The sequence below is a fragment of the Gilliamella sp. Nev6-6 genome (genome assembly GCF_001690605.1).
In the GTDB taxonomy this organism is placed as follows: domain Bacteria; phylum Pseudomonadota; class Gammaproteobacteria; order Enterobacterales; family Orbaceae; genus Gilliamella; species Gilliamella apicola_C.
In genome coordinates this window covers 15771-28426 of record NZ_LZHP01000097.1, presented here as the reverse complement: position 1 = coordinate 28426, position 12656 = coordinate 15771, and the positions used below count along the sequence as shown (strand labels likewise).

The 12656-nt window shown below is 35.3% G+C and carries 14 protein-coding genes; 8 read left to right on the top strand and 6 right to left on the bottom strand.

Annotated elements, in window-relative coordinates; genetic code table 11:
* Positions 1-10: 10 nt before the first annotated feature.
* Complete coding sequence (mnmD, locus tag A9G42_RS12085) at positions 11-724, bottom strand: tRNA (5-methylaminomethyl-2-thiouridine)(34)-methyltransferase MnmD (RefSeq protein WP_065653543.1); 714 nt, start codon at positions 722-724, stop codon at positions 11-13.
* A gap of 88 nt (positions 725-812) precedes the next feature.
* Here mnmD and A9G42_RS12080 point away from each other — a divergent pair, with 88 nt between their 5' ends.
* The 6 genes from A9G42_RS12080 to A9G42_RS12055 all read left to right on the top strand — a co-directional run bounded on the left by A9G42_RS12080 (position 813) and on the right by A9G42_RS12055 (position 5606).
* Positions 813-1544 carry a 1-acylglycerol-3-phosphate O-acyltransferase gene (locus A9G42_RS12080; protein ID WP_065653542.1) on the top strand — a complete coding sequence of 244 codons (732 nt, stop codon included), beginning with the start codon at positions 813-815 and terminating at the stop codon, positions 1542-1544.
* Between the two features lie 3 nt (positions 1545-1547).
* The gene (locus tag A9G42_RS12075) at positions 1548-2318 is read left to right on the top strand and encodes a methyltransferase domain-containing protein (protein ID WP_065653541.1); all 771 of its coding nucleotides are present in this window, start codon (positions 1548-1550) and stop codon (positions 2316-2318) included.
* Between the two features lie 110 nt (positions 2319-2428).
* Positions 2429-3355, top strand: coding sequence for an ADP-glyceromanno-heptose 6-epimerase (gene rfaD, locus A9G42_RS12070; protein ID WP_065567262.1), 927 nt, complete (start codon positions 2429-2431; stop codon positions 3353-3355).
* 15 nt (positions 3356-3370) lie between these two features.
* A complete protein-coding gene (rfaF, locus tag A9G42_RS12065; protein WP_065653540.1) occupies positions 3371-4420 on the top strand; it encodes an ADP-heptose--LPS heptosyltransferase RfaF in 1050 nt (349 codons plus the stop codon).
* Entirely contained in the window at positions 4420-5382 is a 963-nt protein-coding gene (rfaC, locus tag A9G42_RS12060; RefSeq protein WP_065653539.1) for a lipopolysaccharide heptosyltransferase RfaC, read from the top strand. The genes rfaF and rfaC overlap by 1 nt, the downstream gene beginning before the upstream one ends.
* Positions 5383-5405: 23 nt before the next feature.
* Entirely contained in the window at positions 5406-5606 is a 201-nt protein-coding gene (locus tag A9G42_RS12055) for a YaeP family protein (protein ID WP_065580077.1), read from the top strand.
* Here A9G42_RS12055 and A9G42_RS12050 read toward each other — a convergent pair.
* The 3 genes from A9G42_RS12050 to trmA form a co-directional block, all read right to left on the bottom strand.
* Positions 5599-7011, bottom strand: coding sequence for a heavy metal sensor histidine kinase (locus tag A9G42_RS12050; RefSeq protein ID WP_082212183.1), 1413 nt, complete (start codon positions 7009-7011; stop codon positions 5599-5601). The two genes, A9G42_RS12055 and A9G42_RS12050, sit on opposite strands and share 8 nt — an antisense overlap.
* Positions 6989-7675, bottom strand: a complete 687-nt coding sequence (locus A9G42_RS12045) for a heavy metal response regulator transcription factor (protein WP_065567284.1) — start codon at positions 7673-7675, stop codon at positions 6989-6991. The genes A9G42_RS12050 and A9G42_RS12045 overlap by 23 nt, the downstream gene beginning before the upstream one ends.
* A 361-nt stretch (positions 7676-8036) precedes the next feature.
* The gene (trmA, locus tag A9G42_RS12040) at positions 8037-9134 is read right to left on the bottom strand and encodes a tRNA (uridine(54)-C5)-methyltransferase TrmA (protein ID WP_065653537.1); all 1098 of its coding nucleotides are present in this window, start codon (positions 9132-9134) and stop codon (positions 8037-8039) included.
* A gap of 349 nt (positions 9135-9483) precedes the next feature.
* Between trmA and srmB the strand changes: the two genes are divergently transcribed.
* Complete coding sequence (gene srmB, locus A9G42_RS12035) at positions 9484-10794, top strand: ATP-dependent RNA helicase SrmB (RefSeq protein ID WP_065582709.1); 1311 nt, start codon at positions 9484-9486, stop codon at positions 10792-10794.
* Between the two features lie 118 nt (positions 10795-10912).
* Entirely contained in the window at positions 10913-11515 is a 603-nt protein-coding gene (locus A9G42_RS12030; protein WP_065567255.1) for a peroxiredoxin C, read from the top strand.
* Between the two features lie 88 nt (positions 11516-11603).
* On the opposite strand, the gene A9G42_RS12025 is transcribed toward A9G42_RS12030, so the two are convergent.
* Both A9G42_RS12025 and A9G42_RS12020 read right to left on the bottom strand, forming a co-directional pair.
* Positions 11604-11918 carry a DMT family transporter gene (locus tag A9G42_RS12025; protein WP_065587977.1) on the bottom strand — a complete coding sequence of 105 codons (315 nt, stop codon included), beginning with the start codon at positions 11916-11918 and terminating at the stop codon, positions 11604-11606.
* 26 nt (positions 11919-11944) lie between these two features.
* Positions 11945-12268 carry a DMT family transporter gene (locus tag A9G42_RS12020; protein WP_218057698.1) on the bottom strand — a complete coding sequence of 108 codons (324 nt, stop codon included), beginning with the start codon at positions 12266-12268 and terminating at the stop codon, positions 11945-11947.
* Positions 12269-12656 lie beyond the last annotated feature (388 nt).

Below are 12656 nucleotides of genomic sequence, written 5' to 3'. Positions count from 1 at the left end.
CTTGGCAAGGCTACTTATCTTTATAACCAATTAACATTTCACGCTTAACCCCATAACCCTTACGTTTAAGCACGTTAAATCCTGCATTAAGCAAATTTCGCCGCACAAATCCAGCCGCAGTAAAAGTGGCAAATGAGCCATTTAAGGCGGTTAATGCATAACAATCTTTAAATAATGATTCTGTCCACATATCTGGATTTTTTGCTGGCGAAAACCCATCAAAAAACCAAGCATCAACAAGTACCTTTTGTTTAGTTAAAAATGTCGAAAAATGGCTGATATCAGCATAACATATCGCTAAACTGACATTATCAAACTGGCAAGAAGAGTTAATTAAACCGTTTTGAAGTCGCCTAGCTAACAAAAATAGTGTTTTATTTTTAGAAATCACACTATCATGAACCTTTATTAATTCATCTAACGATAGTGGGTATTTTTCGATACTAAAAAAAGTAAGGTATTTAAGTATATGTTCTGGGTTATGACGCCTAAAATGCAAAAAAGATTGCCATAAGATCAAAAAGCTCAATCCAGAGCCAAAGCCTGTTTCGCCAACAACAAAGGTATCTTTGTTATGCTCAACAAAGCGTTGCTGTAAATTATTACCATCTATAAATACATACTTTGTTTCATCAATTGCGCCTTGCGTATTAAAATACACATCATCAAAATAAGTAGAAACAGGTATCTGATTTTTATCCCAAATAATAGTCGATTTATGCATAAACCTCCTTGAATAACTGTTTTTTAACAAACTGTATATTAACTCAGATTATGTATATAATACGCCAAATCAACTTATGAGGTAAATTATGGTATTTCTTTTTCGCTTAATTAGCATTGTAATAATTGGTATTATCATTTGTGTCTTAGGCATCATTTTTTGCCTACTTAACCCAAGAAATCCCAAAAATGTAGCAAGATTTGCTCATTTGTTTGGGTTTGTCTTTAAACCCATAATGGGTATAAAGGTTGATACTCGCATCTATCCTGATATTGATAAATTAGGTAGTTGCGTATATATCGCTAATCATCAAGATAATTACGATGTAATTGTAGCCGCTAATGTACTACAGCCCAAAACGGTTACCGTAGGTAAAAAAAGCTTAGCTTGGATTCCTTTTTTTGGGCAACTTTACTATCTTACAGGCAATATTCTTATTGATCGAGACAATAAATCAAAAGCACGCAATACAATCGGAAAAGTCGTCAATGAAATTAAGAAACGCGGTATATCTATCTGGATGTTTCCTGAAGGCACTCGTAGCCGTGGTCGAGGACTATTGCCATTTAAAACAGGTGCATTTAAAGCAGCAATTGCTGCTGGTGTACCAATTGTGCCAATTTGTGTATCGCAAACCAATGACATTAAATTAAACCGTTTAAATAATGGCCATATGATTGTTGAAATGCTAGAACCAATTGAAACCAAAAATCTATGCAAAGAAGATGCTAGAGCATTAATGGAACAATGCTACACGAAGATGGCAAACAAAATAGCACAAATAAATGATGAAGCAAAACAGTTGAACAATCAAAAATAACTTATGAATAAACAAGATCGCAATTTTGATGATATCAGCAACAAGTTTGCACAAAACATTTATGGCACAACCAAAGGTAAAATTCGCGAAGCGATAGTTTGGCAAACACTAGAAGAGATCCTAGCAACCTACCCACCTAATAGGCCACTCACCATACTTGATGCGGGCGGAGGGCAAGGTCAAATTGCCTGCCGTCTTGCAAAACTTGGGCATCAAGTCACACTTTGCGATATCTCAGAACAAATGTTAGCACTTGCTAAACAAAAAGCACAGATAGAAAACGTAAAGATAAATTGTCTTTGCTGCCCGATTCAGCAGCTTGATAGCTTAATTAACCAACCTTTTGATTTAGTTATTTGTCATGCTGTATTAGAATGGATCGCTGAACCAATTGCATTATTAAAAGCATTAAAAAAACATCTTAAACCCGATGGCTACTTATCGTTAATGTTTTATAACTATCATGCCCTTTTATTTAAAACTGTCACATTAGGCAATTTTGGCTATACACAAGCAGGTTTAGCTAAGCGCAAAAAAAAGACGCTTTCGCCCGATTTTCCAAGGGAACCCATTGATGTATATCAATGGCTTAATCAAATCGATTTTACCATCCTACAAAAAACAGGCATTCGTATTTTCCACGACTATCTTGCCAATAAAGCCAAAGCTGAAACTCACTTTGAGCAACTATTAGAACTTGAACAAAAGTACTGCCAAACTAAGCCTTATCTTAATTTGGCCAGATATATTTTAGTTACAGCAAAATTAAGATAATTTTCTAAATAGTCTGGCTTTCATTCACGTTTTTTAAAATGATTACTCGAAAATTTTGCCATAAATCGGTATCATAAGCGGATTGATTTTATTGGTTAAGGAAAATAAACATGATCGTGGTAACAGGCGGCGCTGGATTTATTGGTAGTAATATTGTTAAAGGTTTAAACGACCAAGGATATAAAAATATCTTGGTTGTTGATGATTTAACTGATGGCACAAAATTTGCCAATTTGACTGATTTAGATATTGCTGATTATATGGATAAAGATGAATTTATTACAGCCATTATCAGTCATGAAGATCTTGATATTGATGTCATATTTCACCAAGGTGCTTGTTCATCAACCACTGAATGGAATGGCAAGTTTATGATGGAAAATAACTACGACTATTCCAAAGATTTATTGCATTACTGCTTAGATTTCAACATTCCATTTTTGTATGCTTCATCTGCCGCCACTTATGGCGGGCGCAGTGATAACTTTATTGAAGATCGCGCTTATGAAAAACCATTAAATGTCTATGGGTATTCTAAATTCTTGTTTGATCAGTATGTAAGAGGCCTATTACCACAAGCTAACTCGCCAGTTTGCGGATTCCGTTATTTTAATGTCTATGGACCTCGCGAATCACATAAAGGCAGTATGGCCAGTGTCGCATTTCATTTAAATGAACAAATTAATAAAGGCGAAAAACCGAAACTATTTACTGGTAGCGATAATTTTAAACGTGACTTTATTTACGTCAGTGATGTGGTTGAGGTCAATTTATGGTTTTGGAAAAATAAAATCTCGGGGATTTATAACTGTGGAACAGGCCGAGCAGAATCATTCCAAGCTGTTGCCGATGCAGTGCTTAATTACCATAAAAAAGATGAAATTGATTATGTTCCTTTTCCTGAACACCTAAAAGGACGCTATCAAAGCTATACGCAGGCTGACTTAACTAAATTTAGGCAGACAAAATGCCCAATCGAGTTTAAAACTGTTGCAGAAGGCACCGCAGAATATATGAAATGGCTCAATGAGCAATAAAAAGGATCTGATCAAATGAAAACACTCATTATCGGCCCTTCATGGGTTGGCGATATGATGATGTCGCAAAGCCTATATCGTACATTAAAACAACTTGAGCCCAGTAACGAAATTGATGTGCTAGCACCAGCTTGGTGCTCTGCACTATTAAATAGAATGCCAGAGGTGAATCAAGCAATTACAATGCCATTGGGTCATGGTGAGTTTGCTTTAACAAAACGTCGTGAGATAGGTAAATCACTGCGAAATAATCATTATGATCAGGCCATTGTATTGCCCAATTCATTCAAGTCAGCATTGATACCTTTTTTTGCAAAAATTCCTAAACGCACTGGTTGGAAAGGCGAAATGCGCTATGGAATATTAAACGACTTACGTAAACTTGATAAACAAGCTTTTCCATTAATGGTTGAACGCTATATTGCGCTTGCTTATCCTAAAGATCAAATTCATTCAGCTTCCGATTTACCACATCCGCTATTGTGGCCAAAGCTCAATGTCAAGCAGGATGAAATAACCCAAGTTCTATCAACCTTTTCAATAACTCAAGAAGAGCCTTTAATTGGTTTTTGCCCTGGTGCTGAATTTGGACCTGCCAAACGTTGGCCTGATTATCATTACGCTACACTTGCCGATATGCTTGTTAAACAGCATGCCAAAATTATTATTTTTGGTTCAGCAAATGATAAAAATGTAGGTGAACAGATTATGGCAAAAATGACCTATGCAAATAAATGCATTAATTTGGCCGGTCAAACTCAATTAGAACAAGCCGTTAGTTTAATTGCAGCTTGTAAAGCAATTGTGACTAACGATTCTGGATTAATGCATGTGGCAGCTGCGTTAAATAAACCATTGGTGGCTCTTTATGGGCCAAGTAGCCCTGATTTTACTCCGCCGCTATCAGATAAGGCAGAAATTATCCGTTTAATGACTGGATACCATCGTGTTCGTAGAGGTGATACCGAGCAAGGTTATCATCAAAGTTTAATTGATATTAAGCCAGATAGTGTTTTTGAAACATTAATGAATCTTATTATGCGTTGTCAAAAGAGTAATGAATAATGCGTGCATTAGTTGTTAAAACATCTTCAATGGGTGATGTGCTACATACATTACCAGCTTTGACCGATGCAGCCAATAGCTTATCTAACATCACATTTGATTGGGTAGTTGAAGAAAATTTTACTCAAATACCTAGCTGGCATTTTGCTGTCGATAGAGTAATTCCTGTTGCGATAAGACGTTGGCGAAAAAATTGGTTTGCTAAAAATGTTCGTCAAGAACGCCATAAATTTATCCAAACACTTAGCCAGCAAGAATATGACTGTATAATTGATGCACAAGGGTTAATTAAGAGTGCTTTTTTAATCACACGCAAAGCACGTGGCATTAAACATGGTTTAGATCGAAAAAGCATAAAAGAACCCATTGCAAGTTGGTTTTATGATGTAAAACACAGCATACCGAAACAAATGCATGCTATTGAGCGCATTAGATTATTGTTTGCACAAAGCCTACAATACAAACAGCCTGACTCAATTGGCGATTATGCAATTGCTCAACATTTTTTATCTTCATTACCCAATGATAATCAGCAATACTTGATTTTTTTACACGCAACAACGCGAGATGAAAAGCATTGGAATGAAGAAGCCTGGCGAAATTTGATCAAACTGGTTGAACCAACAGGCTTAAAAATAAAATTACCTTGGGGAGCGCCACATGAGCAAGCACGGGCAATTCGACTAGCTCACGGGTTTAAACACGTCGAAGTGCTACCCAAACTATCGCTTTCCGACATAGCAACCATTATTGCTGGGGCAAAAGCAGTGGTTTCAGTAGACACCGGATTAAGCCATCTAACCGCAGCACTAGATCGCCCAAATATCACTTTATTTGGTGAAACTGATCCAAATTTGATTGGTGGTTATGGAAAAAACCAATTTAGCATTATCTCAAACGAAAAAATGATGCAAACTATTCAAGCCGAGCAAGTTTACCAACAATTGACTAATTTTTTATAACGGCACCTCAAGGAGCGAATTTAATGAAAAAATATAGCGATCTTATTTATGAAAAATACGCACAAATTGGCAGTAATGATCTCGGTTATATTGAAGATGCCTTAGGTGCTGTCATGCAAGTGTTAAATGAAGTTGTGCTTAACGACCTTGTACCACAAGAACTAAAAGATAAAGCTGCTTATGCAGCAGCTAATTTATTGATTAGTGACTTTGATGTTAAATAGCAGTTGGTAAATTGATAATAAAGCGTGTCGATTGCTCGTCAGATTCGGCAGAAATCGTACCTTTATGCGTTTCAATAATAGATTTAACTATCGCAAGCCCTATTCCAGTGCCCGCGCTATCATTTCCGTTACGATGGCGTGATTCCTCAACGCGATAAAATCGGTCAAAAAGATGTGGCAAATGCTTACTGTCAATTTTTTTACCTGGGTTAGAAATAACAATTTGCACACGTTTTTCATTCACTTGCTTTAATGTTATGGTTATTACCTGATTTTCTGGAGTATAACGAATAGCATTAGATAAAATATTACTGATTGCTCGTCCCAACATCATTTTATCACCTTGAATATGAGAACAATTACCATCAAGGTTGAAAGTGATATTTTTCTCGTCAGTCAGTGGCTCAAAATACTCACACATTAATGTGATCATATTATGTAAATCAATATCAATTAAATTAGGCACCAATTGGCGATTATCTGCTTGAGCCAAAAACAGCATATCGGAAATCATCTGTGACATTTTTTCATATTCTTCCAAATTAGAGTATAAAATCTCACGATATTCATCTGTCGTTCTAGCATTATTGAGCACAATTTGCGTTTGAGTAGTTAGATTAGTAATTGGAGTTCGCATTTCATGGGCAATATCCGCTGTAAAATTGCGTTGCCGATGAAACACATCCTCCATACGATTAAGCATATCATTAAATGCTTTGACCAAACTCACGTATTTAATTGGCACTAAAGAAGTAGGGATACGGTAATTCAAACTTTTAAGGTTAATTTTTTCAATCTTTTTAATCAATCGATTAATCGGTTTTTGGGTAAAATAGATACTAATAAAAGAACCAATTAATACCAAAATACAAGCAATACCAATAAGTAAACCTAAACCGTCACGTAAACGTCGAATAAATTCAATCTGTAGATCACGACCAATAGCAACGATTGTGGTATAGTGCTTGCCATTTTCAATGGCAACATATGAGGCCGCAACTCGATATGATGATTTATCTTGATTCCAAATATCTGTTCTGTGATTTTCAACAATGTTATCAAAATCAATTTGAGTTTTAGCAAAAGCTAGATTGGGTCCACGAGTTCGGTAGACTATTTTTCCCTGATCATCAATAATATAAACAAATAACCGATGGTGCCCTGTCAAAATTAATAACAAATTTTGAATAAACTCATCACGGTTCTCGTCGGGAGAATAATAAACAAGCTCACGCTCAATAGAGTCAATAACCGAATTAAGTTCGGACACATTTTGCTGAATTGAAAGTTTTTCAAAAGAACGTTCAATTAGAAAGCTGAAGCAATAAAGTAAACCACACGTTATTAAACAAACAATAAGAGGCAAACGTAATGAGATTAACTTATTCGGGTTCATCCAAGACATCTAACTTATACCCCATTCCGCGGACTGTATGAATTAATTTAGGCTCAAAATCGGCATCAATTTTATTACGTAAGCGTCGAATTGCGACATCAATGACATTGGTATCACTATCAAAGTTCATATCCCAAACTTGAGAAGCGATTAAGGAACGTGGTAATACTTCACCTGGGTAACGTAAAAAATACTCTAATAATAAAAATTCTTTATTGGTTAAATCAATGCGCTTATCGCCACGTGTTACCGTACGCTTAGGAAGATCCATGACTAGATCAGCAATACTCAATTGAGAATTATTAACCTGTGGGACATTACGTCGAAGCAAGGATTTAACCCGAGCCAGTAATTCAGCAAACGAAAAAGGTTTGACCAAATAATCATCTGCACCTAAGTTAAGGCCTTTTACTTTATCCTCAACACTGCCCATAGCAGTGAGCAACATAATTTGGGTATCTTTGCCAGCCTCACGCAGTGACTGAACAATTTTCCAACCCACAATGTCAGGTAACATGACATCTAAAATAATTAAATCGTAATCTTCTGTCATCGCTCTATGATAACCATCAAGACCATTGTTTGTTAGATCAACAACAAATCCAGATTCAACTAAACCTTGACGAAGATACTCACCTGTTTTTTGCTCATCTTCAACTACTAACAATTTCATATTTGAATACTTCCTTTGTTGTTTGCCTGATTGTCGAAATTGCATAATACTGCTATAGAATAAATGATAAACATTAAATCAATCATGATATATTAATGACCATTTTGTAATGTTTATGTCACCAATCAGTTGGTTTGTCTTTGCTATAGTAGCTACACAATGATTCATGAGGCTAGACATTATTGTTTCATTGTTTTATTTCCTTTCATCCATTCCTTGCAATTTAATGCAGCCCTAGTTTATCTAGGGTTTTTTTTATCTAATTTGGCGCAAGTCTGTATATATACTGAAAACAATAATTAGTCACACATAAATTGGGCTTATTGTAGCAAAAATATCCTGTTTTGAATATCAGATCCTTTTACTTTTTACACAATACTATGCCTGTTTCGATATGATCGGTATAAGGAAATTGATCAAACATTGCAAAATGTTGAATTGAATGCGTTTTGCTCAATAACTGCAAATTGTCGCGCAATGTATTAGGATTACACGAAATATAAATAATAGTTTTATAGGATTTCAATATATCAATAGTATTTAAATCCAATCCTGCACGAGGCGGGTCAACCAGTACCGTGTCGCACCGATAATCATCTAAATGAATTCCTTTTAAACGATTAAACTCACGCTCTCTTTTAATTGCGCTGGTAAACTCTTCAGCCGACAATCGGACAATAGTAAGATTATCAATATGATTAATGGCAATATTATGCTGAGCAGAATAAACTGACGCTTTAGCAATTTCAGTGGCCAATACTTTTCGAAAGTTTTGTGCCAGTGCAATTGAAAAGTTACCATTACCACAATAAAATTCAAGTAAATCACCCGATGAGTTTTTAGTAACGGATACAGCCCACTGTAGCATTTTAATATTTACCGCAGCATTAGGTTGAGTAAAACTATTTTCGACTTGGCGATAAAGAAACGTCTTATCCATTACAGGCAAAGCTTCATCAATATAATCAACATCAATTGCAATTTTTTGGTTGCTAGCGCGCCCGACAATACTCGCATTTACGCCTTGTTTAGCTAATTGCATTTTTAATTTTTTTGCTTCAATTATCCATTCATCATTTAACTTTTTATGATATAAAAGCGTAATTAATAACTGACCACTTAAGGTTGAAAAATAATCAATTTGAAACAATAAATGCCGAAGTAGATGATTATGCTGTAATAAAGGCAAAATAGTTTGCATCGCTTGATTTATTAATTTAGTCGCAATAGGAAATTCATCAACGCGTACCCGTTTTTTTGTCTTTTTGTCATACATAATATGATAAAGCTCCTCACCATGATGCCAGATTCTGAACTCAGCTCGCATTCGATAATGGCTAATTGGCGATGAATAGACTGTTAATTCGGGAAGAGAAAAGTCTGATAATAATGTTTTTAAAATATCTACTTTCCGTTCTAATTGCTTATTATAATTATCAATCGAAAAACATTCAGTCATAGTTATTATCTGATGGTTATTATAGAAATATTATTTAATAGGAAATTTTGAACCAGCTTGTATTAAGGTACAAATTGATTAAGCGTTAAACCGCAACGGAATAACCCAATCACCATTTTACATGCTGTAATAATTTACCTAATCTTACCATAAACACTCAAAGATGATAAGTTTTGCTTAAATAAATCGTTAAGATTTTAGGCACACAAGTTGACATTCTCTTCAAGATAACTTATCTGTAAGCAAATAACGTATAAAGAGCGAATAATAATCCATCACACTTTTATTGATTGTAGTTATAGTAATTGCCGTTATAATGTGTCTTATAATTTTAGATGAAAAGATCATTATGACAGTACACACTTTTTCTGATTTAGAGCTAGATGATATATTAATTCACAATCTTCAAACGCAGGATATAAACACCCCGACAGCAATCCAAGCACAAACGATTCCTGTTGCTCTAGATGGCAAAGATATTTTAGGCTCAGCACCAACTGGTACGGGTAAAACACTCGCTTTTTTAATTCCTGCTGTGCAACATTTATTAGATTTCCCTCGTCGTAAATCTGGGCCACCACGTATTTTGATATTAACACCAACGCGTGAACTCGCCATGCAAATTGCCGAGCAAGCCAAATTATTAACCGAATCGACACCACTAAGCATCGCAACCATTACTGGTGGGGTTGCTTATATGAATCACGCTGAAGTATTTAGCAAAAATCAAGATATTGTTATTGCAACAACAGGTCGATTATTACAGTATATAAAAGAAGAAAATTTTGATTGCCGAGCGGTTGAGATGCTGATTTTAGACGAAGCAGACCGCATGCTAGACATGGGTTTTTCGCAAGATGTCGAAACCATATCAGCCGAAACTCGTTGGCGTAAGCAAACTTTATTATTTTCAGCTACACTTGAAGGCGAAGGACTGCATAATTTTGCCAGTCGCATTTTAAATGCACCAATTGAAATCAATGCCGATCCATCACGTAAAGAGCGAAAAAAGATCCTACAATTCTATTATCGTGCTGACGACTTACCCCATAAAGTGGCACTGCTTACTCACTTATTAAAACAACAAGAATTAAAAAAAACCATTGTATTTGTTCGTAAACGTGAACGTGTGCACGAATTAGTTAACCTGCTGCATCAAGCTGGCATCCACAGTTGCTATTTAGAAGGCGAAATGGTACAAGCAAAACGCAACGAAGCGATCAAAAGAATTAGCAATAATACTGTTAATGTACTGGTTGCAACTGATGTTGCAGCGCGTGGAATTGATATTGACGATATCACCCACGTTATTAATTTTGATGCCCCGAAAACCGCAGATGTTTACTTGCACCGCATTGGTCGCACTGCACGTGCAGGTAAAAAAGGTACGGCAATTATGCTAATTGAAGCTCATGATAACGAATTACTACAAAAAATTGAGCGCTATATCCAAGAACCAATAAAACTAAGAACCATTGATGAATTGCGACCAAAAACAAAAGCCCCAAAGCCAGCAACAAAGAAAAAACCATCGCAAAAAGCAAAATTAAAAAGTGTTCGCAAAAAAGAAGATGCCAAGAAGAAAAAGATAAAACAGCGTCATCGAGATACCAAAAATAAAGGTAAACCTAAAAAATTAATAAATAATACCGAACAATAATCAACAGTTAATAGCTTAAACTTATGATACCGATTGTTTATAACAACTTGGACAATCGATTTTAATTGCTATAATGCTCCACGATATGATTTACATTTAATTAGCAAGGAGAAACACTATGACATTAGTCACTCGCAAAGCCCCAGATTTTACATCAGCAGCAGTTTTAGGATCTGGAGAAATTGTTAACAATTTCAATTTATCACAACATATTCATGGTAAATATGCTGTGGTTTTTTTCTGGCCAATGGACTTTACTTTTGTTTGTCCATCAGAGATCATCGCATTTGATCACCGCCTAGAAGAATTCAAAAAGCGAGGAGTTGAAGTTATTGGTGTTTCAATGGACTCTGAATACGTACATAACGCTTGGCGAAACACACCTCGAGACAATGGTGGTATTGGTGAGGTAAAATTCCCGATTATTGCAGATATCAAACACGAAATTATGCAAGCATATGGTGTTGAACATCCTGAAGCCGGTGTGGCATTACGCGCATCATTCTTTATTGATAAATCAGGTATTGTACGCCATGAAACGATTAACGATTTACCAATTGGTCGTAATATCGACGAAATGATTCGTATTGTTGATGCGTTCCAATTCCATGAAGAGCATGGAGAAGTTTGCCCTGCACAATGGACAAAAGGTAAAAAAGGCATGCAAGCAAACCCGAAAGGCGTTGCAAGTTTCTTAAAAGAGCATGCTAACGAAATTTAATTTAATTTCATTTCTTTTTTTATTCAACCTTACATTATATTTTACCGGAGATTATCTCCGGTTTTTTTGTCAGTATAATCAAAACTGATTATAAAGTAGCATGTAAACCAACAACACCAATAATAATAATGCTCAAACCAAATAATCGAGAAAAGTTTTTAGGCTCATTGAACAATAACATATTAGCTAACACTGCCCCCGATGTGCCAAGACCAACCCAAACAGGATACACAATACTCAATTCAAGATAATGGAGAGAAAAGTAAAAAAGCATAAAAGACACAGAAAATCCTCCCCAATATAAAACAAGCCTAAACAGAGTTTTTTGCTCTGCATATAACTTAAGACCAATCGCCCCAAGAACTTCAAAAACAGTTGCAATTAATATCAATAGCCATCCCATGATTAAATTTGTCCTTTATTGTAATATTAACTATCCGCACGTTTAAGTTGCACAACACCAATAATGATAAGTGCCACAAAAAAAAGTTGAATTAATTTAATTTCTTTGTCAAAAAGCAACATGTCAATCACTGTCGCACCAACTGCACCAACGCCTGAAAATATGGCATACACTGTACCAGTGGGTATTGTTTTACAAGCATTGGTTAAAAAAGTAAAATCGACAACAATTAGCAACACAATGATACCCCACTGCCATAGCTCGGTTGCAACGCTAAACCCTAAAATCCAACATAACTCAAAAAAGCAAGTCAGCACTACAAATGCCCACTCTTTATTCACGCTTAACATAGCTACCTCGTTTTGCTACTTTATTTTTTGTCATAACCTATTTTATATAGCACTTGATAATGATTTATTGTCGATAAACAACGACAAAATAAAAGATGGTTCGCAAACAGAACATTTGCCACCCAAAGAGCTTAATTACTGTATGTTTTTAACTATTAAGTCAAAAAAAACGAATAAGTCAAAGCAACTAACCTTCATGATACCTTACCACAAGTTTTATTATTATTTTTCAATAAGGTAGGTAATTCTATAATGAATAATCATCAATAGCAAGAGCAAATTTTTATAATTCAATGCATTACGATTTATGTAAGTTAGCCTGCCTATTCCATATCATACCATATCGTATGCTTTTAGAAAGATATAAAAGAAATAGATAAATTGATAG